Below are 24,154 nucleotides of genomic sequence, written 5' to 3' on the forward strand. Positions count from 1 at the left end.
TAAGCCGACATTCGGTTCTGCCCGGTTTCTTCGGTATGCGCCGGCTGGCGGACACACCCCGGGACGTTGCACTCCGGCGCGGATGCGGACGTGGCCTTTGTAGGGGCCCACAAAGCCAGCAACCTGTCGCCCGCACTAGAAGCTAGCAACCAGCGTGCCATCGCTTCGCACCGCAAAAAGCTCGTTTGAAAACAGCGATTTAATGAATGATTGCTGGCACTTGAGGCCATGTTCAGAACCCGACACAGCGTCATTTCGGCCGACATGCCAGTTTAGGGCTGTTTGAAACAGGACACTGCCGGCAGGCCCTCCAGGTCTGGCCGGAAGCCGACACAGGCGCGGCGGAACGGGACCTGTCACAAGTTCGACGCACGTCGCGACGCGGTGCGCACGCCCATGTCCGGCCGGCGGCAACACCCGCCTCTTCTGTCGGAAGGCGGACGCCGAGGGCGGGGTTTGGATGGGGATTGGTTTGGGCGGAGGCGCGCCGGCGGCGCGGGTCGGGATGTGCCGCTGCCGATGATGGCCGGTTGGCTGCGAGACCCGAGCGGACCCTGAGAAGGTAGAACACGGATATAAAGAAATCAGCGACCGGGCGGGGGAGACCGCCCGGTCGCTCGGAGCCGGGGTGCGCGCCGGCCTCAGCCGATCAGGTCCTGGGCCTTCGAGAGAGCGGCGACGAAACGGTCCACTTCCTCGCGCGTATTGTAGAGCCCGAAGGAAGCGCGACAGGTGGCCGAGACTCCGAACCGCTCCAGCAGCGGCATGGCGCAATGGGTGCCCGCGCGCACCGCGATGCCGTCATTGTCGATCAGCGTCGCAAAATCGTGGGCGTGCCCGCCCTTGATCTCGAACGAGATGATGGCACCCTTGTCCTTGGCCGTGCCGATGATGCGCACCGAGTTCAGCTCGCCGAGCCGTTCCTGCGCGTAGCGGGTGAGTTCCGCCTCGTGGGCGCGGATGCGGGCCTTGCCGATGGACTCGATATAGTCGAGCGCCGCGCCGAGCCCCGCCGCCTGCACGATGGCCGGCGTACCCGCCTCGAAGCGATGGGGCGGATCACCGTAGGTGACGGTGTCCTGCCGCACTTCGCGGATCATCTCGCCACCGCCGTTGAAGGGCGGCATGGCTTCCAGATGCTCATACTTGCCGTAGAGCGCGCCGATGCCGGTGGGCCCATAAAGCTTGTGGCCGGTGATGATGTAGAAGTCGCAGTCGAGATCCTGCACGTCCACATCAAGATGCACCGCGCCCTGGGACCCGTCCACCAGCACCGGAATGCCGCGGGCGTGGGCGATCTTCACCACCTCCTTCACCGGAACGGTGGTGCCGAGCACGTTGGACATCTGGGTGATGGCCACCATCTTGGTCCGCTCGGTGAGCAGGGCCTCGAACGCGTCCATGAGGAAGTTGCCTTCCTCGTCCACCGGCGCCCACTTGATCACCGCGCCGTGGCTTTCCCGCAGGAAGTGCCAGGGCACGATATTGGCGTGGTGCTCCATGATGGAGAGGACGATCTCGTCGCCGGGCTGGATGCGGTTCTTGCCGAAGGTGGCGGCGACCAGGTTGATCGCCTCCGTGGCGCTGCGGGTGAAGACGATCTCTTCCGGCCGCGCGGCGTTGAGGAAGCGCTGCACCCGGGCCCGCCCGCCCTCATAGGCCTCGGTCGCGGCGTTGGCGAGATAATGCAAGCCGCGGTGCACGTTGGCATATTCGCAGGTGTAGACCTGCTGGATGCGATCCAGCACCTGCCGCGGCTTCTGGGCCGAGGCGCCGTTGTCCAGATAGACCAACTGCTTGCCGTTGACCTTGAGGTCGAGGATGGGAAAGTCCGCGCGCACGCGCATGACGTCGTAGCTGCCGTTGGAAACGGCGGGGTGCGGAGCCGGGAGGGGAAGCATCATTCACTCCCGACCCAGGAGCCAGGCCTGGGTCGCATCGGTCAGCGCCGTGCGCACGCCCTCGTTGCCGATGGCATCGAGCACCTCGCCCACGAAGGCCTGGATCAGCAGCGCTTCCGCCTCCTTCGCGGGAATGCCGCGGGACATGAGGTAGAACCGCAATTGCTGGTCCAGCGTGCCGGTGGTGCAGCCGTGGCCGCACTGCACGTCGTCGGCAAAGATTTCCAGCTCCGGCTTGTTGCTGGCTTCCGCCGTCTCGGTCAGCAACAGCGCGCGGCTGAGCATGCGGGCGTCGGTTTTCTGCGCCTGCTTGCGGACTGCGATCTTGCCCTGGAAGATGTCCTGCGCCGCGCCGTCGAGCACAGCCCGGAAGGATTCCCGGCTCTCGCCGGCGGGGCCGGCATGGTCCACCGACAGCAGGGTGTCCGCATGCTGCTTGCCGGACAGCAGGCTCACCCCGTTCATGCGGGCATGGATGGCCTCACCCGCCAGATGGACGAGAAGCTGGTTGCGCACCACCAGGCCGCCGGTGGTGAAAAAGGTGTTGGCGAAGGTGGCTGTCGCGTCGACGCGGGCGAGAACGGTGGCAAGATGGACCGCATCCGCCCCTTCCGCCGTGATCTTCACACGCTCCAGATTGGCACCGGCGCCCACCACCAGTTCCAGCGCGGTATTGACCTGATAGGCAACGCCGGAGGGACCCTCGTGGCTCTCGATGAGGGTGAGGGACGCGCCGTCCTCCACCACCACGAGCGAGCGGGTGAACATGGAGACGGGGGTCGCCTCGGTGGTCACGAACACCAGCTCGACCGGCCGCTCGATGACCGCGCCGGCTGCCACCTGCAGCACCACGCCGTCGCCCATGAGCGCGGTGTTCAGCGCCAGAACCGCGTCCGATGACTCCACCGTCTGGCCCAGCCGGGCGGTGAGCGCGTCACCATTCGTCAGCGCATCCGCCATGGAGCGAATGGACAGGCCGGCCTCAAGGCCGGCGAGGTCTGACAGTTCCGGCACGAAGGCGCCGTTGACCAGGACCAGGCGGCGGAAGCCGAGGCCCGCCAGCATGGCGCCGGCCGCGGCCGCGCGGGACTTGGCCTCGGCGTCGGGCGGGGCGGCCAGCGGGCGCGCCTCACGCATCAGGGCACGCAGGTCGGTATAGCGCCAGGCCTCCACGCGCCGGTGGGGCAGGCCCGCATCGGCGAACGTGCCGAAGGCGGCGGCGCGCTGGGCCGCCACGTCCGGCCCGCCGGGAAGGGCGGTGCGCGCGACCGCGAAGGTTTCGGCCAGCGCCAGTTCGGCGCTGGTCTTCATGGGACGGATCTGGGCAGAGATCGGGGCGGCCATGGGATCACGCCGCCTCGTTCTGGTACTGCGCGTAGCCGGTAGCTTCCAGCTCCAGAGCCAGCTCCTTGCCGCCCGTATGCACGATGCGACCGGCGGCGAAGACGTGGACCACGTCCGGAACGATATAGTCGAGCAGGCGCTGGTAATGGGTGATCACCAGCATGGAGCGCTCGGGGGAGCGCAGGGCGTTCACGCCGTTGGAGACCACCTTCAGCGCGTCGATATCGAGGCCGGAATCCGCCTCGTCGAGCACGCACAGATAGGGCTCCAGGAGCATCATCTGGAGGGTCTCGTTGCGCTTCTTCTCGCCGCCGGAGAAGCCCACGTTCACCGGGCGCTTCAGCATCTCGGCATTGATGCCCAGCGTCTGGCCCAGCTCGCGCACCTTGCGCACCAGCTCCGGCGAGGTCAGCTCGACCTCGCCACGCTTGCGGCGCTGGCTGTTCACCGCCGTGTGCAGGAACGCCATGTTGGAGACACCGGGGATTTCCAGCGGATACTGGAAGCACAGGAACACGCCCTGCGCCGCGCGCTCGTCGGGGGACAGCTCCAGCAGGTTCACGCCGCGGAAGATCACCTCGCCGCCGGTGATCTCATAGCCCGGCTTGCCCGAAAGCACATAGGACAGGGTGGACTTGCCGGCGCCGTTCGGCCCCATGATGGCGTGAATCTCACCCGGATTGATGGTGAGGTTCATGCCATCGATGATCTTGCGTCCCCCCGAGATCTCGGCATGGAGGTCCTTGATTTCCAGAAGGGGAGCCATGGTGAAGATCCTTTAATTTGTGGGGCCCGGCGTTTTTACGATCGAAGACGGAGCGTCAGCCGACGCTGCCTTCGAGACTGATGGAAATGAGCTTCTGCGCTTCCACGGCGAACTCCATGGGCAGTTGCTGCAGCACGTCGCGCACGAAGCCGTTGACCACGAGGGCGACAGCATCTTCCTGGGTCAGGCCGCGCTGCATGCAATAGAACAGCATGTCCTCGGAGATCTTCGAGGTGGTGGCCTCGTGCTCGAACTGGGCGGTGGGGTTCTTCGCCTCGATGTAAGGCACGGTGTGCGCACCGCAATTGTCGCCGATGAGCAGCGAATCGCAGTTGGTGAAGTTGCGCGCGCCCGCCGCCTTGCGATGGGCCGAGACAAGGCCGCGATAGGTGTTGTTGGAGCGGCCCGCCGAGATGCCCTTGGAGATGATCCGGCTGGTGGTGTTCTTGCCCAGATGGATCATCTTGGTGCCCGAATCCACCTGCTGGCGGCCATTGGAAATGGCGATGGAGTAGAACTCGCCGGAGGAGCCCTCCCCGCGCAGCACGCAGCTGGGATACTTCCAGGTGATGGCCGATCCGGTCTCCACCTGGGTCCAGGAAATCTTGGAGTTCTTGCCGCGGCAATCACCGCGCTTGGTCACGAAATTGTAGATGCCGCCCTTGCCCTCGGCATCGCCGGGGTACCAGTTCTGCACCGTCGAATACTTGATCTCGGCATCGTCGAGCACCACCAGCTCCACCACCGCGGCGTGCAGCTGGTTCTCGTCACGCATGGGGGCGGTGCAGCCCTCCAGGTACGAGACGTAGGACCCCTTGTCGGCGATGATGAGGGTGCGCTCGAACTGGCCCGTATTCTTCTCGTTGATGCGGAAGTAGGTGGACAGTTCCATGGGGCAGCGCACGCCCGGCGGGATGTAGACGAAGGAGCCGTCGGAGAACACCGCCTGGTTCAGCGTTGCGAAATAATTGTCGGTCGGCGGAACAACGGAGCCGAGATACTGCTTCACCAGATCGGGATGCTCGCGCAGGGCCTCGGAGATGGGCATGAAGATGACGCCCGCCGCCTTCAGCTCTTCCTTGAAGGTGGTGGCCACGGAGACGCTGTCGAACACGGCGTCCACCGCGATCCGCGGGCGCTCGCCCTCGGGAATCTCCACGCCGGCCAGGATCTCCTGCTCACGCAGGGGGATGCCCAGCTTCGCATAGGTCTTCAGGATTTCCGGGTCGACCTCGTCGAGGGACTTCGGAGCCTTGAACGCCTTCGGCTGGGAATAATAATAAAGGTCCTGGTAATCGATCGCCGGATAATTGACCCGCGCCCACTCCGGCTCCTGCATGGTCAGCCAGCGGGCATAGGCATCAAGCCGCCACTGGAGCATCCATTCCGGCTCTTCCTTCTTGGCGGAGATGTAGCGAATGACATCCTCGCAAAGGCCCTTCGGCGCCTTCTCGGATTCGATATCCGTCTCGAACCCGTATTTGTACTGGTCGACGTCGATGGAGCGAACCTGTTCGACTGTGTCCTGTACGGCCGCCATATGTCCCTCCGTCCAACTTGCCAGCGGCGGCGCGCTCACGTTACCGGGCGCAGCACACCGCACATGAAGCCCGCGAAGGGCCTAGAATGACTTCGCCTAAATTAGGTCGTCTGATACGCGTCTTCCGGAAGCCGGCCGGCCCCGCATCCTCGCGGGATGCACGGGCCTCGGGATCCTGCGGGCGGGGTATTGCAACCCACTGTCCGCCACTCGCCACCGGGTGCATTCATCGAACGCTTCCGGCGAACTCCCTGCGTGGTGGCCGGCCCGCAGATGCGCCTTCGGGCGCCATGCGGGCCCCACCCGCCCCTCAGGCCGTCAGGCCGGGACGCAGGTGTTTTCCACCGGGCAAACGACTGCACACTGCGGGGTCTCGAAGCTCCCCTCGCATTCGGTGCACTTCTTGGGATTGATGATGTACATATCGTTCTTCAGGCTGATCGCGGCGTTCGGGCACTCGAACTCGCAAGCGCCGCAGACGGTGCACTGAGACGCAATAATCTTGTAGGCCATGGGCTAGCTCCGCTCTGTGCAGATTGGCAGGCAAGTCTCTCTTTCAAGCACCGTGCCATCGTATAACCCATTGAATTATTATAAATATTCTTTGGCGTCGGAGGACAGTGCGCTGTCGCTCCCCCGACAACGTGTCGCAAGTGCGACAGCGCGCCTGTCGGCATCAGCAGCCCGGGGGAGACGCGGCGCGGCCGCTCCAGAGCGCCCGCTGGACCAAGGCGGCGTCGTTCCATCGGCTGGGCTCGAGGCGTAAGAACCACTCCATGCCGGCCGCCACCGCCGGATGCGCAAGTCACAAGCTTTCGGCAAGTCACAAGCTCTCGGGGAGAGGCTGGGCTGAAGGGCGGGGAAGATGGGGAGGACGGGGCTGATCCCTCAGCCCAAACGCCGGAGCCCGAAGTCGGCTGCGACCGACTTCGGGCTCAAGGCCGAGCACCCAAAGGTGCGGCCGGATCCGGACCATGGTGCGAAAGGCGTCAGAAGCGCTTGATCTCGATGTCGTGCTTCTTCAGCGCGTAGCCGATCTGGCGCGGGGTGAGGCCGAGCAGGCGCGCGGCCTTCGCCTGCACCCAGCCGGCCCGCTCCATGGCATCCACCAGCCGCTCGCGCTCGGACAATTCCTCGTCCAGCGCCGACGGGCGCGCCGGCACCGGCGGCGCCGCGGCCGGTGCCAGAGGCTGCGGGGGGGCCATCGGCAGGGGCAGCTTGGTGACGGTGTTGGAATTGGCCGGCTCGGCGCCGATGGGGGTGACGACGGACGGCATCACCGGCAGCGGGATTTCCATGGGACGGCGCGTCGCCGCCTCGGCCGGGCTGCGCCACAGCAGGGCAGACAGGCACTCGTTGTGCTTGCAGGCGAAGTCGTCGCTGACGATGGCGCCGCCCTGGGCCAGGGTGGCGGTGCGCTGCACGCAGTTCTCGAGCTCACGCACATTGCCGGGGAAGCCGCAGCCCATGAGCACTTCCATGGCGTCCGGATTGAACGCGAGGTCGCGGCCGTTCTCGCGGTTGAACCGGTCGAGGAACTCGTTGGCGAGCAACGGGATGTCGACGCGGCGGTCGCGCAGGGAAGGCACGATCACCGGGATCACGCTGATGCGGTAATAGAGATCGGCGCGGAACTCGTTCTTCGCCACCGCTTCCTCAAGATTGCGGTTGGTGGCGGCGACGACGCGCACATTCACCTTCAGCGTGTGGGAGCCGCCGACCCGCTCGAACTCCTGCTCCTGCAGCACGCGCAGCAGCTTGGCCTGGAACGAGGGCGAAATCTCGCCGATCTCGTCGAGGAAGAGCGTGCCCTTGTCCGCCAGCTCGAAGCGGCCCTTGCGGGCGCCCACGGCGCCGGTGAAGGCCCCCTTCTCGTGGCCGAACAGTTCGGATTCCAGCACGGATTCCGGCAGGGCCGCGCAGTTCAGCTTGATGAAGGGACCCTTGGCGCGGGGGGACAGCTCATGAATCGCCTTGGCGATGAGCTCCTTGCCGGTGCCGCTCTCGCCACGCAGCAGCACGGGCGAATGGGACTTGGCAACGATCATGATCTTGTCGAGCAGCGCGCGAATCTCGCGGCTTTCGCCGATGATGCCGTCCACATAGACGCGCTTGCGGTCGCGGCCGCCGGCGCCGGACGCGGGCTTGAGCTCGGACAGCGCCTTCTGCAGGCGGCCGCTCTCGGCCATCAGGCGCTCGCGATCGCGGGACACGACGCGATGGAGCTGCACGGTCTGGCTGATGAGGTTCGCCACCATGGTCAGGAAGCGCACATCGGAATCGAGGCGGAAGACGGACCGTCCGTCCCACACCCGGTCGATGGTGAGGGTGCCGATGACACGCGAGGCGACGCGGAGCGGAACACCGATCCACGAGACGCGCGTCTCCTCGCTGGCGCCGAGGGCCACCACGTCCGCCGCGCTGAAGGCGGGATGGGAGGCGACATTCTCCGCGATCAGGGGCACGGCGGTGGCGATCACCTGGCCGATGGCCTTTTCGGGGAGGCGCGCGCGGTAGCGCGCATCCGTGCCCTCGTTCCAGCCAGCGCCCACGGTGATGTTCGGAATTCCGTCGTCCTCCAGCAGCGAGATGACGCCGTGGCGCATCTGCATGAAGGACGAAAGCAGGCTGACCACGCTCGACAGCGTGGTTTCAAGCCGGTTCGGCGCCGTCAGAATCTTCGAGATCTCGTAGATCCCCGTGAGCGCCACATCGCTCAGGGATACGAGGGGGACATGAGCCCGGGGCTGCTCACGCTCGACTTGCAACGCATCTTGATGAACCATGGTGCTGTCTCCGTCACCTCAGGCTCCCACCCAACTTTTTTTGTTTGATTAGCGACACTTTGATTTAGTTCCATTCTTCTGTCGTGCCCAAGGTAAGGGCAAAAGTTGCCTTCATTTTGTGCACCTATTTGTCAGCGTCCGTTTTCGCGCCAAATGCCACCATCATTTGGCCCGTTATGAGCCGACAATTGTAAGAAAATGGACGGTTTAGCGCATATGCCGGCAAAAAGATTTCGCACTGCGAAATGAGCGCCGTCGCATTTGCCGCAACTTTCCGCATCCTGCGACGCTGCAGCGCACCATGGCGGGCTGACCCGCGTGCCTCACGGAAAGACCCGTCCACCTCACCGGCAGGAGGCCACCCGCATCGCCGTCATGGGGTCTCGAAGGTGGCGAGGCGGGCGGCCGCAGCCTCCCCGCCTTCCTTGCGCAGCAGCTCGGTCATCTCCGCTCCGTCGAGCGGACGGAAGAAGAAGAAGCCCTGCGCCAGCTCGCAGCGTTTCTCTTTCAGAAAGCGCGCCTGGCCGGCGGTTTCCAGCCCCTCGGCCACCACCCGCATGCCGAGGTTGCGGCCAAGGTCGATGACTGCGCAGACGATGGCGGTGTCGAAGGCATCGCGCTCGATATCCTTCACGAAGCTCTGGTCGATCTTGATGGTGTCGATGGGCAGCTGCTTCAGGTGGATGAGTCCGGCATAGCCGGTGCCGAAATCGTCGAGGGCGATGCGGACGCCCGCCCGGTTGAGCTCATCCAGGATAGGCGCCACATGGTCGGAGCTGCGGCCGAGGAAGACCGTCTCGGTGATTTCCACGTCGAAATGGGTCGGCTCGACGCCCGCCGCGTGGAACTGGCGCAGCAGCGTGGCCGCCAGATCGGCCCCGGCGAACTGGGCCGGCGCCAGGTTGATGGCGATGCGCCCGCACGGATGGCCCGCCTCGATCCAGCCGCGCACGTCGGTCGACACCCGCCGCACCATGCGCTCGCCGATCAGGACGGCAAGCTCCGGATCGGCGAGCGCGGCCTCGAACGACGCCGGCGACAGCACGCTGTGCGGCGAGCGCCGCCAGCGCACCAGCGCTTCCAATCCCTCGATGCGCCCGGTCACGAGCGACACCTTGGGCTGGTAATAGGGGATGATCTGGTCCTCTGCGAGCGCGGCCCGCATGGCACGGTTGAGCGCCACCCGCTCCAGCACCGCCTGCCGCATGGCCGGGGCGTAGACCACGGTGCGGTTGCGGCCCTGCTGCTTGGCGGCATAAAGGGCCAGATCGGCATCCTTCATCAGCTCGCCATAGCTGCAGTCGTGGTCCGGGCAGGCGGCCAGCCCGACGCTGGCGCGCGTGGCGAAGTGGCGCCCGGCATGCAGCACCGGTCGACGCAATTCGGCGAGAATGGTGTGGGCCAGCCGTTGCCCCGCCGCCACCGGGGCCGGCCCCTGCACCACCGCCACGAACTCGTCCCCGCCCAGCCGGGCAAGCAGCCCGTCCGGCTCCAGCAGGGCATCCAGCCGATGGGCGGTCTCCATCAGTGCCGCATCGCCGGCATCGTGGCCGAGGGTGTCGTTGACGTCCTTGAGCCCGTCGAGATCGATCAGCAGCAGGCAGATGCCCTGCCCCGGCCGGCGCGCCTCAAGGGCGGCCCCGAGACGGGCCTGGAAGGCGGCACGATTGGGCAGGCCGGTGAGCGCATCGTGGGTTGCCGCGTAGAGCGCCCGGTCTTCGGCGACACGCCGCTCGGTCACGTCCACCAGGGCCGTCACCAGATGCGGCGTGGGCTCCATGGGGATGGCGGCAGCCGCCAGCACCACGCGGCGCTCCTCGCCCCCGGTGACGCGAACCGTGGTCTCGAAACCGGCCACCGCGCCCTCGGAGCGCAGGCGCCCCATGAAATCGTCGGCGGCCTCCGGCGCAAGACAGCCCTCGCACAGGCTGCCTGTCAGCGCCTCCAGCGCGCCGCCATAGAAGCGCCGGGCCGCCGCATTGGACTTGACGTGCAGCCCGTCGTGGAGGCGCGCCACCACGACGGGCAAAGGCACGGCCTGGAACGTCTTCTCCAGCGTATCCTCGCTGATGCGCAGCCGCTCGTTCGCCCGCCGCGCGTCCCCCACCGCGGCCCAGAACTGCCGTTCCATGCGGTTGGCCCGCGACACCACGATCATCAGCGCGATGTTCAGCGAAGCCACGGCAAGCGCCAGCCCCAGCCCCACCTGCCAGCCGATGGACATGTCGGCATAGCCGTAGAACAGCAGAAGGCTGCTGCCGATGCCGCCGGCCAGCAGCCAGGAGAAGGAGATGGGCACCGCAAGATAGAAGATGGTGGGCAGCAGCATGACCGCCAGCAGCGCCAGCTGGCTCTGCGAGGTGACCAGGACCGCCACCGCCGTCGCCGTCCCCCATTGCCAGATGGCGTAGATCAGGTCCGCCCGGCGGGGCGTGTGCGCCAGATGGATCGCCCCGAGACACAGGAGGGACAGCCCGATCACCGCGAATCGCGCGGATACCGCCACCGCGAAATGGGCGGTTCCGGCAAAGCGCCAGTCGCTCAGGAGAAACAGCGCGTTGAGGATGACCGAGGCCGCGAACAGGATGCGGGCCTGCCGGCGCGCCTCGCCGAGACGGCTGGCGCGGAATGCCGCCTCCAGCGCGGGATCGACAAACTCACCGCCGATGGCGGTCAGTGCCGGATCGTCCGCGCTCGCAGCCGGCGCTGAACGTCCGTTCTGGCGAGAAGTGCCCCTCATGACTCTGATCCTAGAGCGCGGAAAACGGTTTCGCCACAATCCTGCCAGCCCGGCATCGCCTTGAGCCCCCGGCTGCTCGGCAAGATTGCATCGGCGCCCATCCACCACATCCCGCACCGCCTCGCCTCGCACGACGGCGCGGTCTATATGCGATGATGATGCCATGGTCGGCAGCGGCGCCCGGCGCCGCGGCCGTGCCGCAGGCCGAACCGGAGCCGCCGATGCTCAACGACAAACGCATCCTCCTCCTCATCGGCGGCGGGATCGCCGCCTACAAGTGCCTCGAACTGGTCCGCCGCCTCAAAGAGCGCGGCGCGCGGGTGCGGGCGGTCATGACGCGGGCCGCCGGCCAGTTCGTCACGCCCTTGTCGGTGGGCGCCATCACCGGCGAGCGGGTCTACACCGACCTGTTCGATCTCACCGCCGAGCACGACATCGGCCACATTCGCCTCTCGCGGGAGGCCGACCTTGTGGTGGTCGCGCCCGCCACGGCGGACCTGCTGGCCAAGATGGCCCACGGCATCGCCGACGATCTTGCCACCACCGCGCTGCTTGCCACCGACAAGCCGGTGCTGGCGGCACCCGCCATGAACCCGCGCATGTGGGCGCATCCCGCCACGCGGCGCAACGTGGCGCAGTTGCGCGCCGACGGTATCGCCATGGTGGGGCCCAATGCGGGCGCCATGGCCGAGCGCGACGAATTCGGCGAGGGCCGCATGGCCGAGCCCATGGAGATCCTCGCCGCCATCGAGGCCCATTTCGGCGTCGCGGACGCCCCCCTGCTCAAGGGGCGGCGCATCCTCGTGACCTCCGGGCCGACCCATGAGCCCATCGATCCGGTGCGCTACATCGCCAACCGCTCCTCGGGCAAGCAGGGCCACGCCATCGCCGCGGCGGCGCGGGCGGCGGGCGCCGAGGTGATCCTGGTGTCCGGCCCCGCCGAGGCGGCCGATCCCAGGGGCGTGAAGGTGATCCACGTGGAGAGCGCGCAGCAGATGATGGCCGCGGTGGAGGAAAACCTCCCGGTGGATGCCGCCGTGTTCGCCGCCGCAGTGGCCGACTGGCGCGTGGCCGATGCCTCCGACCAGAAGATCAAGAAGACCGCCGGCGGCGCCCCGGCCCTGACCCTGGTGGAGAATCCCGACATCCTTGCCGCCATCGCGCGCCACGGCACCCTGCGGCCGCGCCTCGTGGTGGGGTTCGCGGCGGAGACGCAGGAGGTGGTGGCCCATGCCCGCGACAAGCGTGAGCGCAAGGGCTGCGACTGGATCGTCGCCAACGATGTCTCGCCGGAAACCGGCATCATGGGAGGGGATGTGAATACCGTGCACCTCGTCACCGCATCCGGGGTAGAGGACTGGCCCTCGGCGTCCAAGGCCGAAGTCGCCCGCCATCTGGTGGCGCGCATGGCCGCCGAGCTTGCGGGAGAGGCGCGGTGAGCCGCCCTCTTGTGCGCATCCAGCGCCTGCCCCGCGCCGAGGGCCTGCCCCTGCCGGCCTATGCCACCGAAGGCGCGGCCGGCCTCGACCTGAGCTGCGCGCTCCCGGAGGACACCCCTCTCATCCTGTTGCCGGGCGCGTTCGCCGCCGTTCCCACCGGCTTCGCCGTCGCCTTGCCGGAGGGTTACGAGGCCCAGGTGCGCCCCCGCTCGGGGCTTGCGCGCAAGAACGGCGTGACCGTGCTCAACACGCCCGGCACTATCGACTGGGACTATCGCGGCGAGCTGATGGTCCTGCTGATCAATCACGGGCCTGAGCCGTTCAGCGTGACGCGGGGCATGCGCATCGCCCAGCTGGTGGTTGCCCCGGTCACCCAAATAATGCTGGAAGAATCCGGAGATTTGAGCGAAACTGCACGCGGCTCCAGTGGTTTCGGTTCAACCGGCCTGGGGGCTACGGTTTTAAAGAAGTAGCTACAGCCTGATGCCGCGTTTATCCGACAAGAGCCTCCTTGCCATTGCAGCCGTTGTGGATGTGGCCGTGCACGCGCGCGGCGCGCCGGTGGCGGCCAAGGCGCTTGCGGCCCGGCACGGCCTCCCGCCCCGCCGGCTGGAGCCGGTGCTCCAGGCACTGGTGCACGCCGGCGTACTGAAGGGCGTGCGCGGCCCCCGCGGCGGCTATGAGCTGGCGCGCGAGCGCCGGCGCGTCTCCGTCGCCGAGATTGTCCGGGTCGTCGAGGGGGCCGAGGAAGAGAAGGAAATCATCCTGCCCCCGCTGGTGACCGAGGTGGTCCAACCCGCCGTTGCCGCGGCCGAGGACACCTTCGACACCGCGCTCGACGCAGTGACGCTCGAAGACCTCTGCCGCAGCGCCGACGGCAAGGGCCACGGATCGGAGCACGAGAAAATCGATTTCGCCATTTGACAGGCACGCTCCCCGCGTGCCGGCGACCAATTTCCCAAGGAGATTGCCATGGCAGGACCTGCCGCCAAGATCGTGCCCGCCGCATCGCCCCGTCCGGGGCGCGGCCGCGTCTATGACTCCATCACCGAGACCATCGGCAACACGCCGCTGGTGCGGCTGAAGCGCCTCGCCGAATTGCGCGGGGCCAAGGCCGAAATCCTGGCCAAGCTCGAATTCTTCAATCCCATCTCCAGCGTCAAGGACCGCATCGGCGTCGCCATGATCGAGGCGATGGAGGCGGCGGGCGTGCTGGATCAGGACACGGTGCTGGTGGAGCCCACCTCCGGCAATACCGGCATCGCCCTCGCCTTCGTGGCGGCGGCGCGCGGCTACCGGCTCATCCTGGTGATGCCCGAGAGCATGTCGGTGGAGCGCCGCAAGATGCTCGCCATTCTCGGCGCCGAGCTGGTGCTGACCCCGGCCAATCTCGGCATGAAGGGCGCCGTCGCCCGCGCCGAGCAGCTCATTACCGAGCTGCCCAAGGCGGCAATGCCCCAGCAGTTCAAGAACAAGGCCAACCCGGACATCCACCGCCGCACCACGGCCGAGGAGATCTGGAACGATACCGACGGCAAGGTGGACGCGATCGTGGCCGGCGTCGGCACCGGCGGCACCATCACCGGCATCGGCCAGGTGCTGAAGCCCCGCAAGGCGTCGCTCCGCATGATCGCGGTGGAGCCGGAGGATTCCCCGGTGCTGTCCGGCGGCTCTCCCGGCCCCCACAAGATCCAGGGCATCGGCGCCGGCTTCGTGCCGGACGTGCTCGACCGCGCCATCATCGACGAGGTGGTGACGGTGGGCAACCAGACCGCGTTCGACACCGCCCGGGCCATGGCCCGCTACGAGGGCATCCCCGGCGGCATCTCTTCCGGCGCGGCCGTAGCCGCGGCGCTGGAGATCGCGGTGCGCGACGACATGGCCGGCAAGTCCATCGTGGTGATCGTGCCGTCCTTCGCCGAGCGCTATCTCTCCACCGCCCTGTTCGAAGGCCTCTGAGAGCCCGTCGAAGACGCGCTCAGATGGGCGCTTGCAACCCTTGCAGGCCCGTTTTGGCCGGGCTTGGCCGTCCCTGAGAACGGAACCCGCAAACATGCGGGTTCCGGCCATCCACGCGGCGAGGCTGGGTACAGCTTTCGGATCCGGCCTGCCGCGGCGCAGCTGTCATGAGCCCCCGGCCTTCCGCGCTCCGAGGCCGACCGGCCGACGACCGGCGAGCCGGACCAGCGCGGCATGGCGCGCCGGATCGTAGCCCATCCCGCCCCTGAACGCCGCCTTGCGCGCCAGACGCAGAGCCCGCGCCAGGGCGGCCGGTGCGCCATAGGCGACGGCGAGCCCTGCCATGTGGCGCCGGACCCGCACCTCCGGGTCCTCGCAGGTGAAGGCGTAAACCCGATCCGACCGCAACCCGGCTGCTGCCCGCATGATGCATTCTCCCCTGTGGGGCGGAATGGTGACCCAGCGGGGCGATAGGGGGAAAAATTCCTAGACTTGACGCCTCCGGCATGCATGGCGATCGGCGGCAATATATTGATATCTATGGTTTTAGCCCCGACTAACGACAAACATAAGTTGCAAGATCTCTCCACACCCCCTTGAAAGGCAACAAGATCGCTGTAGGAATTTTTTCCCTACAACGAGAGGGTGTAATGTCTTACCAGTCGGTCGAGCCCCGCGCCGCTTCAGCACAGTCCCCCTCTTGTCCACAGGTCGCCGCGACCGCCCCCACGCCCGAACCGGCCGTGCCTTACCCGTGCCGGCTGGCGACCGCCATCGTCGCCGCCATGGCGGGACTGAACGTGGATGCGTTGGTGGACCTGCGCCGCTCCACCGCGCCGGTGGCGACAGCACGGCAGATCGCCATGTATCTCGCCCATGTGGGCCTCGGCCTGTCGCAGGCCGGCGTGGCGCAGGCGTTCCGGCGTGACCGGTCCACCGTCGCCTATGCCTGCCGGCGCATCGAGGACCTGCGGGACGACCCCGCCTTCGACCGCCGGGTCACCCAGATGGAGGCCTGCCTGCGCTGGGCCACGGAGCGCTGACCGTGGCAACCCGCAAGACCCCCGCCAGCAAGACCCCCGTCGGCAAGACCTCTGCCGGCACGTCCCCCGCCCGGCGGCCGGCGCCGGCCGCCGCACCCGGCCCGCAGATCAACCTGGCCGAAAGCCCCCTGGCGTGGCTGGCCCGGCGCACCGGAAAGGATGGGCGCGCCCTCGTGGACCAGACCCAGCTCGCGGCCGGCGAGCGGCTGCGGGAGGATTTCACCCGCGCCCAGCTCACCCCCCGTGTCACCAGCCGCTGGAGCGAGGTGTCCGGCGCCGGCACGCCCGAGGCCTTCACCGACATGGTGCTGGCCGCCAAGCAGCGCGTCGCCCGCGCCATGACGGCGGTGGGGCCGGAACTGTCCGGCGTACTGCTGGACGTGTGCTGCTTCCTGAAGGGGCTGGAGGCGGTGGAGCGCGAGCGGCTGTGGCCGGCGCGCACCGCCAAGGTGGTGCTGGGCCTCGCCCTCGACCGGCTGGCCGTTCACTACGGCCTCAGCGGATCGGCCCAGGGCCGCGCCCGCGCCCCGGTGCGCAGCTGGCATGCCGCGCCCGAGCCCCCGGCGCAGGCGTGACACATCACGTCAAGGCGCGGGCGGTGTCGCGGATGATATCGAAGGCGGCCCCCACGTCCGCCTCGGTGGTGTCCATGGAGCCCGCCTGGAAGCGGATGGCAAGGCACCCGTCCACCCGCGTCGGGGTAAGATAGAGCTGCCCGCCATCATTGATGGCCTGGAGCAGGGCCAGCATGTGGGCATCGCCGTCGCGGCCGTCGCCGGGATCGTGGCGAAAGGAAAACAGGGAGAGCACGGGCGTCGAGGCCAGCGCGAAGCCCGGCTCGGCGGCAATGCGCGCCGCCAGCGCCTGCGACCAGCCCACATGGTTGCGGATCATCTGCCTGAGGCCCTCAAGGCCATGGGCGCGCAGCACGAACCACAGCTTCAGCGCCCGGAACCGGCGGCCGAGCTGGATGGTCCATTCGCTGAAATTGACGATGCCGGTGTCGCTGCCCTCATGGGCATGGGTCTTCAGATATTCCGGCTGGATGGCCAGCGTCGCCAGATGGTCGTCGGCGCTCCTGAGGAAATGGGCGGAGCAATCGAACTGCACGCCGAGCCATTTGTGCGGGTTCAGCACGATGCTATCCGCCGCCTCGACCCCAGCCCACAGGGGCCGGAATTCCGGGCACACCATGGCCGCCCCCGCCCAGGCCGCATCCACATGGACGAACAGGCCATGCCGGTGCGCCACCTCCACCACCGCCGCCACGTCATCCATGGCGCCGGTGCTGGTGCCGCCCACGCAGGCGACGACGCCGGCAGGCACCAACCCGGCCGCCTTGTCGGCTTGAATGGCCGCCTCCAGCGCCTCGGGCTGCATGCTCCTGAGCGGGCCGTGCGTGGGGATGCGCACCAGATTGTCGTCGCCGATGCCGCAGAACCACGCCGCCCGATCGATGGAGGTGTGCACCTCGCTGGAGGTATAGACCCGTAGCTGCGGGCGACCCGAAAGCCCGGTGCGGTTGCCGGTGAAGCCCAGCGCCCGCTCGCGCATGGTGAGGAAGGCGCACAGGGTGGCGGAAGAGGCGGAATCCTGGATCACGCCGGAAAAGCCCTCCGGCAGGCCCACCGCCTGGCGCAGCCAGTCGAGGGCGACCATCTCCAGCTCGGTGGCGGCGGGGGAGGTCTGCCACAACAGGCACTGGGCGCCCATGGCGGAGGAGAGGAATTCGCCGATCACGCTGGCCGGGCTGGCATTGGCCGGAAAATAGGCGAAGAAGCGCGGGTGCTGCCAATGGGTCATGCCCGGCACCAGGATGCGCTCGAAATCCGCGAAGATGTCCGCCATGGGCTCGGCCTCTTCCGGCGCGGAGCGTGGCAGTTGGGCTGCGATCTCCCCCGGCTTGGTGCCGGCCCGCACCGGCCGATCCCGGAGGCCGCTGCGATAGTCCGCCGCCCAGTTCGCGGCCACCAGCGCCCAGTGGCGGAACGCCTCCCCCTTCATTTCATTGTCCTTGTCGTTCGTGCCCCGGCCGGGACATAGCCGACTTCAGCCCTGCTGGAAAACCGGCGCCACGCCGCAGTCCGGTGCCCGTCCTCGTGATCACGGGCAGGCCCGAAGCCGTGATAGAGTGTCACATCAAGGGCCTGTCACGCCGGCCCACATGGTTCCAGAGCACGCGCCGATCAGCTTGCAGCGCAAGCCGATCGGATAACGCGTTCGCTTTGCTAAATTGAGAGCGCGATCCGAGCAAATGGGTTCAATTTGTTCGGATCGCGCTCTAGAACGGCCGGCAGCTTTGCGCACCGGGCCGAGGGCCATCGCGCACCACAACATATAAGAGGCAAGAGAGGACATGCCCCAGTACCGCTCCCGCACCTCCACCCACGGTCGCAACATGGCCGGCGCCCGCGGCCTTTGGCGCGCCACCGGCATGAAGGACGGGGATTTCGGCAAGCCCATCATCGCCGTGGTGAATTCGTTCACCCAGTTCGTGCCGGGTCACGTGCACCTCAAGGACCTCGGCCAACTGGTGGCGCGGGAAATCGAGAAGGCCGGCGGCGTCGCCAAGGAATTCAACACCATCGCGGTGGATGACGGCATCGCCATGGGCCATGACGGCATGCTCTATTCCCTGCCGTCCCGCGAGATCATCGCCGACAGCGTGGAATATATGGTCAACGCGCACTGCGCCGACGCCATGGTGTGCATCTCCAATTGCGACAAGATCACCCCCGGCATGCTGATGGCCGCCATGCGCCTCAACATCCCGGCGGTGTTCGTCTCCGGCGGGCCCATGGAGGCCGGCAAGGTGCTGCTCTCCACCGGCGAGAAGAAGGTGGACCTCATCGACGCCATGATCGCGGCGGCCGACGACAAGGTCACCGACGCCGACGTGCAGGTGATGGAACGCTCCGCCTGCCCCACCTGCGGCTCGTGCTCCGGCATGTTCACCGCCAATTCCATGAACTGCCTCACCGAGGCGCTGGGCCTGGCGCTGCCCGGCAATGGCTCGACGCTGGCCACCCACGCCGACCGCGAGCGCCTGTTCGTGGAGGCCGGCCACCTCATCGTCGACCTCGCCCGCCGCTATTACGAGCAGGACGATGCGAGCGTGCTGCCGCGCTCGGTGGCCTCGTTCAAGGCGTTCGAGAACGCCATGACGCTGGACATCTCCATGGGCGGCTCCACCAACACGGTGCTGCACCTTCTGGCCGCCGCCAACGAGGGCGAGGTGCCCTTCACCATGGCCGACATCGACCGCCTCTCGCGCGGGGTGCCGGTGCTGTGCAAGGTGGCGCCGGCGGTGGCCAACATCCACATGGAGGACGTGCACCGCGCCGGCGGCATCATGGCCATCCTCGGCGAGTTGGACCGCGCCGGCCTGATCCACACCGATCTGCCCACGGTCCACGCCGCCACCATGGCCGACGCGCTGGACCGCTGGGACGTGAAGCGCACCAAGAGCGAGAGCGTCGCCACCTTCTTCCGCGCCGCGCCGGGCGGGGTGCCGACCCAGGTGGCGTTCAGCCAGTCGCGCCGCTGGGACGACCTCGACCTCGACCGCGAGACCGGCGTCATCCGCGACGTGGCCCACGCCTATTCCAAGGATGGCGGCCTCGCGGTGCTCTACGGTAACATCGCGCTGGACGGCTGCATCGTGAAGACGGCGGGGGTGGACGCCTCCAACCTCACCTTCACCGGCAAGGCCCGCATCTTCGAGAGCCAGGACGCGGCGGTGGAAGCCATCCTCTCCACCGGGCGCATCGTCGCCGGCGACGTGGTGCTGATCCGCTACGAGGGGCCGCGCGGCGGGCCGGGCATGCAGGAGATGCTGTACCCGACCTCGTATCTGAAATCGAAGGGGCTTGGCAAAGCCTGCGCCCTGGTCACCGACGGGCGGTTCTCCGGCGGCTCCTCGGGCCTGTCCATCGGCCATGTCTCGCCGGAAGCGGCGGAAGGCGGGGCCATCGGGCTGGTGGAGGAAGGCGACACCATCGAGATCGACATCCCGAACCGCATCATCCGGGTGGCGGTGTCCGACGAGGTGCTGGCCGAGCGCCGCGCGGTCATGGAAGCCAAGGGCGACGCCGCCTGGAAGCCGGAAAGCCGCAAGCGCGTGGTCTCGCAGGCGCTGCAGGCCTATGCGGCGCTCACCACCTCCGCCGCCCGCGGCGCGGTGCGCGACGTCAGCCGCCTGCGGCGCTGATCAGGCCCGGAATCTGCCAAAAGGAAAGGGGCGCCGAGGCGCCCCTTTTTATGTGCTGCAGGAGATTCGGGTCAGCGGATGCAAATCAACGCGTACACGTCAGCTGCCCGTTGAAATTCGCGATATCCCGCGCGCCCCAGCAGTTGCGCAAGTTCACCGACGAGTTCACGAACAGGTTGCCGCCCACGCGGCACTGGGCCCGCAGCACATTGTCCGGGCCCACGAAGGCATTGCGGCAGGTGCGCTGGTAGGAGCCGGGAGGCGCCGGCATGGGACCGGGGGGCGGCGGCATGGGCCGGCCGCGGACGCACCACAGCTGGCCGTCCTGGTTGGAAATGTCACCCCGGCAGCTCGGGAAATCGTTGAGCCGGGCCTGTACCCAATTGCCGCGGCGGGTGGCGCAGAGGGCGGTGAGGTCGCGCCCGCGACGTACCTGCACGTTGTTGCAGCTGTTGAGGTAGCTGCCGCCCGGCACCGGCTGGGCCACGGCCTCGCCGGCCGAGACCAGCCAGCCCAGCGCCAGGAGCAGGCCGAACAGGCCCGCGACGACGACATTTCGCTTCATGATTCCCCCCTGTGGAAAGGCGCGCCCTTCTATCACGGCGAATCAGGAGACGCACAGCCATCGTGCCCGGCCCGGCAACCGGTTCCCGCACGGCCATCGACAGGGGCGCCCCGCTTCGCTAAAAGCCGTGGCGATCCAGAAAGATAAAGACGCACAATGACCATTCGCCTGCATCGCGGCGACCTGCCCGCGGACTTCGTCGCCGCGCCCGTGGTGGCGATCGACACCGAGACCATGGGGCTCAACCCCTTCCGCGACCGGCTGTGCCTGGTCCAGCTCTCCAACGGCGACGGCAGCGCCGACCTGGTGCAGATCCCGCAGGGCGCCGACGCCAAGAGCGCGCCGAACCTCACGCGCCTTCTGGCCGACCCCGCCATCACCAAGCTGTTTCATTTCGGCCGGTTCGACATCGCGGTGCTCCAGCACACCTTCCATGTGATGCCGCAGCCGGTGTGGTGCACCAAGATCGCCTCGCGGCTGGTGCGCACCTACACCGACCGCCACGGGCTGAAGGACTTGCTGCGCGAGACCATCAATGTGGACATCTCCAAGCAGCAGCAAAGCTCGGACTGGGGCGCGGCGGATCTCTCCGACGCCCAGCTCGCCTATGCCGCCTCCGACGTGCTGCACCTGCACGCGGTGAAGGCGAAGCTGGAGGAAATGCTGGCGCGGGAGAACCGCACCGGGCTCGCCGCCGCCTGCTTCGCCTTCCTGCCGGCGCGGGCGGCCCTCGACCTCTCGGGCTGGGCGGAAGACGATATCTTCGCGCACTCCTGAGCCGGCAATCATTCAGAAAATCAAACTACGGCAAGGGGTTCCGACCGGGCCTTGCACCGGCTCGGCATTTCGGACACTTTGGCGCGGTGCGTGGGGCGACGCGCCGGCCGGCCGTGTGGCTTGAGGCCAGGAGTGCCCCTGCCGGTCAGCTCGGATCGCGACCTGATCGGCAGAACGGTATCTCTGCAAAACATGACAGGCGTCCGCGGGATCGGCCCGCTGCCGGAACAGGGCCATGAACCGACACGTGTCGCCAGACGATCTCGACCGGCAAGGGACCGTGCCAGCGGCCGCGCCCGGCGACCCGCGCCTCGCCGCGCACCTTGATGCGCGCCTGGAAGCGTCCCCCACCTTCCGCGACTACACGGACGAGGAAGCCACCCCTGAGCAGCGCGCGAGCCCGGATTTTTCCAGCGCCCGTCGCCACAGCAAGCGCGTGCGCTGGATCAAGCGCCTGTTGCCGCTTTCCATCGTCGTCGCGGTGGTGGGCATCGGCGCGGTTTCGATCCTGTCGCGGCTGAAGCTCTCCATCGAGCTGCCGTTCGAGATCGGGCACCTCACCCTGTCGGGCTCGCGCCTCACCATGGAATTGCCCAAGCTCTCCGGCTTCACCGACGACAATCGCGGCTACCGCGTGACCGCCCGCACGGCCACCCAGGACCTGACCCATCCGGACCTCATCGACCTCACCGACATCGAGGCGCGGCTGGAGATGACCGACAAGGGTTGGGCCAAGGTCACCGCCAAGGTGGGCAGCTTCGACACCAAGAAGCAGTTCATCACCCTCGGCGACGGCGTTGATCTCGCCATGAACGGCGGCTACGGCGGCCGCCTCCACGACGCCGAGGTGGACGTGAAGGCCGGCACCATCGCCACCGAGAAACCGGTGGTGTTCACCTATCTGGACGGCAAGCTGGTGGCCGACCGCCTGCATGTGGGCGACCGCGGCACCCGCGCCCTGTTCCAGGGCAACGTGCAGCTGGATTTCCGCATGTCCAACCTGCCGGGCCAGAAGTCGGGCGAGGCGACCCCGCCCGCCGGTGCCCTCTCCAGGACCCCGAACGACGCGGTGGGATCGGTTCCCACCACCCAGCCCACTCCCCTTCCCCCGCGACGCCCGGTGTCCAACCCATGATCCGCCAGCCCCAGGACAAGGACAAGGACAAGGACCGATCCGGCCTCGCCTTCCGCGCCCGAATCGCGCTCGTCCGGATCGCGGCAGCAACGATGCTCGGAACGGCGCCCGGCGCCGCCCTCGTGAGTCTCGCGGCGACCGGCACCGTCCTCTTGAGTCTCGCGGCGCCCAGCGCCGCCTGGGCACAGACCTCCAACGTGCCCAACGCGCTGCAGGGGTTCGCCAAGAACCGCGACCAGCCGGTGCGCATCAACGCGGATTCCCTTGAGGTGCGCGACAAGGACAAGGTCGCGGTCTTCTCCGGCAACGTGCTGGTGACCCAGGGCGACACCACGCTGCGCTCCAGGGACCTCATGGTCTATTATGAGGGCTCCGTCGCCCAGCAGGCCGGCGGACAGCCCGCAGGCGAGCAGGCTTCCGGCGTCGATCCGTCCCAGAAGGGCCAGATCCGCAAGCTGGAAGCGGTGGGCGGCGTGGTGGTGAAGACCAAGGAGCAGACCGCCACCGGCGACAGCGGCGTGTTCGAGATGAAGACCAACACGGTCACCCTGTTGGGCAAGCCGGTGGTCCTCACCCAGGGTCCCAACGTGATCCGCGGCCAGAAGCTGGTGGTGGATCTCGTCTCCGGCGTGTCCAAGTTCGAGGGCGGGCGGGTGGAAAGCCTCATCGTCCCCGGCAGCCTGAAGCAGGACACCCTGCCCAAGCCGGAACAGGGCGGACAGGCCCCCCGCCGCTGATGAAAGCGAACGCGCGCTCCGGTTGAAAACCGCCCGTCGTCAGTCGCCGGGATCGCCGCCCAGCGCGACGCAATTTGCTTAATTATTGTTTTTAATCAAGCTGCTATGCGAGGTGCGACACGCCACGCACGGCCGCGCGCAGGAGCAACGCGGCCGTGCGGCCCATATTTTGCATGGAAACGTTGCATCCCCGGTGAGGACGTTCTAAACCTTCCAATCCGGGGGCCGGGGGTGCGGAGGTCGCGTTGAACGTCCTGTCCATGTTCGGCAAGTCTAAAACCAGGTCGAAGACCAGGTCCGGCGGCACCGACCGCCAAAGCGAAAGTAACGCGCCGCGAGACGTGCGCGAGTGGGAAGAGGACGACCCGCGCAACGCCGACGCCTATGATGACGGCGGCTGGGACGCCCCCCGCTACGCTGCGCTTGATGGCCGCGGTGACGGCCGCGATGCCCTGCCCTTTGATTCCACCAGCGCCCTGGCGGCCTTCGGCATTGCCAAGTCCTATGGCGGCCGGCAGGTGGTGCGCGATGTGAGCCTCAACGTCCGCCGCGGCGAGGCGGTGGGCCTGCTCGGCCCCAACGGCGCCGGCAAGACCACCTGCTTCTACATGGTCACCGGGCTGGTGAAGGCCGATCGCGGCCGCATCGAGCTGGACGGCCACGACATCACCCCCATGCCCATGTACCGCCGCGCCCGGCTCGGCGTCGGCTACCTGCCGCAGGAGGCCTCCATCTTCCGGGGCCTCTCGGTGGAAGACAACATCATGGGCGTGCTGGAGGTGACCGAGCCCAACCGCGCCCGCCGCCGGGAGGAGACCGAAGCCCTCCTCGAGGAATTCAAGATCACCCATGTGCGCAAGTCGCCCTCCATCGCGCTTTCGGGCGGCGAGCGGCGGCGGCTGGAGATCGCCCGCGCGCTGGCGAGCCAGCCCTCCTTCATGCTGCTGGACGAGCCGTTCGCCGGCATCGACCCCATCGCCGTGGGCGATATCCAGGCGCTGGTGCGCCACCTCACCTCCCGCGGCATCGGCGTGCTCATCACCGACCACAATGTGCGCGAGACCCTGGGGCTGATCGACCGCGCCTACATCATCCATTCCGGCTCGGTGCTGATGGAGGGCGACCCCGAATCCATCGTCTCCAGCCCCGAGGTGCGGCGGCTCTATCTCGGCGAGGAGTTCCGGCTATGAGCACGGCCTCGCCCAAAACGTC

At 67.7% G+C, this 24,154-nt stretch carries 21 protein-coding genes; 11 read left to right on the forward strand and 10 right to left on the reverse strand.

Features of this window, described 5'->3' with window-relative positions:
- Positions 1–641: 641 nt before the first annotated feature.
- The 7 genes from V5F48_RS13105 to V5F48_RS13135 all read right to left on the reverse strand — a co-directional run bounded on the left by V5F48_RS13105 (position 642) and on the right by V5F48_RS13135 (position 11,077).
- Positions 642–1,904 (reverse strand): cysteine desulfurase, encoded by a 1,263-nt coding sequence (locus V5F48_RS13105; RefSeq protein ID WP_394259087.1) that lies wholly within the window; start codon positions 1,902–1,904, stop codon positions 642–644.
- Positions 1,905–3,245 (reverse strand): Fe-S cluster assembly protein SufD, encoded by a 1,341-nt coding sequence (gene sufD, locus V5F48_RS13110; RefSeq protein ID WP_394259088.1) that lies wholly within the window; start codon positions 3,243–3,245, stop codon positions 1,905–1,907.
- 4 nt (positions 3,246–3,249) lie between these two features.
- Positions 3,250–4,020 carry a Fe-S cluster assembly ATPase SufC gene (sufC, locus tag V5F48_RS13115; protein WP_463594174.1) on the reverse strand — a complete coding sequence of 257 codons (771 nt, stop codon included), beginning with the start codon at positions 4,018–4,020 and terminating at the stop codon, positions 3,250–3,252.
- A gap of 46 nt (positions 4,021–4,066) precedes the next feature.
- A complete protein-coding gene (gene sufB, locus V5F48_RS13120) occupies positions 4,067–5,551 on the reverse strand; it encodes a Fe-S cluster assembly protein SufB (RefSeq protein WP_394111092.1) in 1,485 nt (494 codons plus the stop codon).
- A gap of 318 nt (positions 5,552–5,869) precedes the next feature.
- Complete coding sequence (locus V5F48_RS13125; protein WP_149576254.1) at positions 5,870–6,064, reverse strand: 4Fe-4S binding protein; 195 nt, start codon at positions 6,062–6,064, stop codon at positions 5,870–5,872.
- Between the two features lie 476 nt (positions 6,065–6,540).
- Complete coding sequence (gene nifA, locus V5F48_RS13130) at positions 6,541–8,337, reverse strand: nif-specific transcriptional activator NifA (protein WP_394259089.1); 1,797 nt, start codon at positions 8,335–8,337, stop codon at positions 6,541–6,543.
- 373 nt (positions 8,338–8,710) lie between these two features.
- Positions 8,711–11,077, reverse strand: coding sequence for a putative bifunctional diguanylate cyclase/phosphodiesterase (locus V5F48_RS13135; protein WP_394259090.1), 2,367 nt, complete (start codon positions 11,075–11,077; stop codon positions 8,711–8,713).
- 221 nt (positions 11,078–11,298) lie between these two features.
- Here V5F48_RS13135 and coaBC point away from each other — a divergent pair, with 221 nt between their 5' ends.
- From coaBC to cysK, 4 genes are read left to right on the forward strand one after another with little or no spacing between them, the layout of a single operon-like run.
- On the forward strand, positions 11,299–12,516 hold the full coding sequence (coaBC, locus tag V5F48_RS13140; protein ID WP_394259091.1) for a bifunctional phosphopantothenoylcysteine decarboxylase/phosphopantothenate--cysteine ligase CoaBC: 1,218 nt from the start codon (positions 11,299–11,301) through the stop codon (positions 12,514–12,516).
- The gene (dut, locus tag V5F48_RS13145) at positions 12,513–12,989 is read left to right on the forward strand and encodes a dUTP diphosphatase (RefSeq protein ID WP_394259092.1); all 477 of its coding nucleotides are present in this window, start codon (positions 12,513–12,515) and stop codon (positions 12,987–12,989) included. The genes coaBC and dut overlap by 4 nt, the downstream gene beginning before the upstream one ends.
- A 10-nt stretch (positions 12,990–12,999) precedes the next feature.
- Positions 13,000–13,440 carry an RrF2 family transcriptional regulator gene (locus V5F48_RS13150; RefSeq protein ID WP_138400553.1) on the forward strand — a complete coding sequence of 147 codons (441 nt, stop codon included), beginning with the start codon at positions 13,000–13,002 and terminating at the stop codon, positions 13,438–13,440.
- A gap of 48 nt (positions 13,441–13,488) precedes the next feature.
- The gene (gene cysK / locus V5F48_RS13155) at positions 13,489–14,475 is read left to right on the forward strand and encodes a cysteine synthase A (protein ID WP_394259093.1); all 987 of its coding nucleotides are present in this window, start codon (positions 13,489–13,491) and stop codon (positions 14,473–14,475) included.
- Positions 14,476–14,640: 165 nt separating this feature from the next.
- On the opposite strand, the gene V5F48_RS13160 is transcribed toward cysK, so the two are convergent.
- On the reverse strand, positions 14,641–14,901 hold the full coding sequence (locus tag V5F48_RS13160; protein WP_394111098.1) for a hypothetical protein: 261 nt from the start codon (positions 14,899–14,901) through the stop codon (positions 14,641–14,643).
- A gap of 224 nt (positions 14,902–15,125) precedes the next feature.
- Here V5F48_RS13160 and V5F48_RS13165 point away from each other — a divergent pair, with 224 nt between their 5' ends.
- Complete coding sequence (locus V5F48_RS13165; RefSeq protein ID WP_394111099.1) at positions 15,126–15,518, forward strand: helix-turn-helix domain-containing protein; 393 nt, start codon at positions 15,126–15,128, stop codon at positions 15,516–15,518.
- Between the two features lie 2 nt (positions 15,519–15,520).
- Entirely contained in the window at positions 15,521–16,093 is a 573-nt protein-coding gene (locus tag V5F48_RS13170) for a DUF6456 domain-containing protein (protein WP_394259094.1), read from the forward strand.
- 4 nt (positions 16,094–16,097) lie between these two features.
- Here the strand turns inward: V5F48_RS13170 and V5F48_RS13175 are convergent, their stop codons facing one another.
- Positions 16,098–17,522 carry a pyridoxal phosphate-dependent decarboxylase family protein gene (locus V5F48_RS13175; protein WP_394259095.1) on the reverse strand — a complete coding sequence of 475 codons (1,425 nt, stop codon included), beginning with the start codon at positions 17,520–17,522 and terminating at the stop codon, positions 16,098–16,100.
- Between the two features lie 352 nt (positions 17,523–17,874).
- Between V5F48_RS13175 and ilvD the strand changes: the two genes are divergently transcribed.
- Complete coding sequence (gene ilvD / locus V5F48_RS13180; protein ID WP_394111102.1) at positions 17,875–19,728, forward strand: dihydroxy-acid dehydratase; 1,854 nt, start codon at positions 17,875–17,877, stop codon at positions 19,726–19,728.
- An 85-nt stretch (positions 19,729–19,813) separates the two neighbouring features.
- Here ilvD and V5F48_RS13185 read toward each other — a convergent pair whose 3' ends face one another.
- Positions 19,814–20,293 carry a CVNH domain-containing protein gene (locus V5F48_RS13185; protein WP_394111103.1) on the reverse strand — a complete coding sequence of 160 codons (480 nt, stop codon included), beginning with the start codon at positions 20,291–20,293 and terminating at the stop codon, positions 19,814–19,816.
- 156 nt (positions 20,294–20,449) lie between these two features.
- Here V5F48_RS13185 and V5F48_RS13190 point away from each other — a divergent pair, with 156 nt between their 5' ends.
- From V5F48_RS13190 to lptB, 4 genes are all read left to right on the forward strand, one after another.
- Positions 20,450–21,070 carry a ribonuclease D gene (locus tag V5F48_RS13190; RefSeq protein ID WP_394259096.1) on the forward strand — a complete coding sequence of 207 codons (621 nt, stop codon included), beginning with the start codon at positions 20,450–20,452 and terminating at the stop codon, positions 21,068–21,070.
- A gap of 235 nt (positions 21,071–21,305) precedes the next feature.
- Positions 21,306–22,205 (forward strand): hypothetical protein, encoded by a 900-nt coding sequence (locus tag V5F48_RS13195; RefSeq protein WP_394259097.1) that lies wholly within the window; start codon positions 21,306–21,308, stop codon positions 22,203–22,205.
- Complete coding sequence (locus V5F48_RS13200) at positions 22,202–22,942, forward strand: LptA/OstA family protein (RefSeq protein WP_394259098.1); 741 nt, start codon at positions 22,202–22,204, stop codon at positions 22,940–22,942. Before V5F48_RS13195 ends, V5F48_RS13200 begins: the two co-directional genes overlap by 4 nt.
- 245 nt (positions 22,943–23,187) lie before the next feature.
- Complete coding sequence (gene lptB, locus V5F48_RS13205; protein ID WP_394259099.1) at positions 23,188–24,132, forward strand: LPS export ABC transporter ATP-binding protein; 945 nt, start codon at positions 23,188–23,190, stop codon at positions 24,130–24,132.
- Positions 24,133–24,154 lie beyond the last annotated feature (22 nt).

Source organism: Xanthobacter autotrophicus ATCC 700552 (assembly GCF_043194565.1).
Taxonomy (GTDB): Bacteria; Pseudomonadota; Alphaproteobacteria; order Rhizobiales; family Xanthobacteraceae; genus Xanthobacter; species Xanthobacter autotrophicus_F.

Coding starts and splice junctions, on each gene's coding strand:
- V5F48_RS13105 (WP_394259087.1), bottom strand. CDS start 1,904: ATGATGCTTCCCCTCCCGGCTCCGCACCCCGCCGTTTCCAACGGCAGC.
- sufD (WP_394259088.1), bottom strand. CDS start 3,245: ATGGCCGCCCCGATCTCTGCCCAGATCCGTCCCATGAAGACCAGCGCC.
- sufB (WP_394111092.1), bottom strand. CDS start 5,551: ATGGCGGCCGTACAGGACACAGTCGAACAGGTTCGCTCCATCGACGTC.
- V5F48_RS13125 (WP_149576254.1), bottom strand. CDS start 6,064: ATGGCCTACAAGATTATTGCGTCTCAGTGCACCGTCTGCGGCGCTTGC.
- nifA (WP_394259089.1), bottom strand. CDS start 8,337: ATGGTTCATCAAGATGCGTTGCAAGTCGAGCGTGAGCAGCCCCGGGCT.
- V5F48_RS13135 (WP_394259090.1), bottom strand. CDS start 11,077: ATGAGGGGCACTTCTCGCCAGAACGGACGTTCAGCGCCGGCTGCGAGC.
- coaBC (WP_394259091.1), top strand. CDS start 11,299: ATGCTCAACGACAAACGCATCCTCCTCCTCATCGGCGGCGGGATCGCC.
- V5F48_RS13150 (WP_138400553.1), top strand. CDS start 13,000: ATGCCGCGTTTATCCGACAAGAGCCTCCTTGCCATTGCAGCCGTTGTG.
- cysK (WP_394259093.1), top strand. CDS start 13,489: ATGGCAGGACCTGCCGCCAAGATCGTGCCCGCCGCATCGCCCCGTCCG.
- V5F48_RS13160 (WP_394111098.1), bottom strand. CDS start 14,901: ATGCGGGCAGCAGCCGGGTTGCGGTCGGATCGGGTTTACGCCTTCACC.
- V5F48_RS13165 (WP_394111099.1), top strand. CDS start 15,126: ATGTCTTACCAGTCGGTCGAGCCCCGCGCCGCTTCAGCACAGTCCCCC.
- V5F48_RS13175 (WP_394259095.1), bottom strand. CDS start 17,522: ATGAAGGGGGAGGCGTTCCGCCACTGGGCGCTGGTGGCCGCGAACTGG.
- ilvD (WP_394111102.1), top strand. CDS start 17,875: ATGCCCCAGTACCGCTCCCGCACCTCCACCCACGGTCGCAACATGGCC.
- V5F48_RS13185 (WP_394111103.1), bottom strand. CDS start 20,293: ATGAAGCGAAATGTCGTCGTCGCGGGCCTGTTCGGCCTGCTCCTGGCG.
- V5F48_RS13190 (WP_394259096.1), top strand. CDS start 20,450: ATGACCATTCGCCTGCATCGCGGCGACCTGCCCGCGGACTTCGTCGCC.
- V5F48_RS13195 (WP_394259097.1), top strand. CDS start 21,306: ATGAACCGACACGTGTCGCCAGACGATCTCGACCGGCAAGGGACCGTG.
- V5F48_RS13200 (WP_394259098.1), top strand. CDS start 22,202: ATGATCCGCCAGCCCCAGGACAAGGACAAGGACAAGGACCGATCCGGC.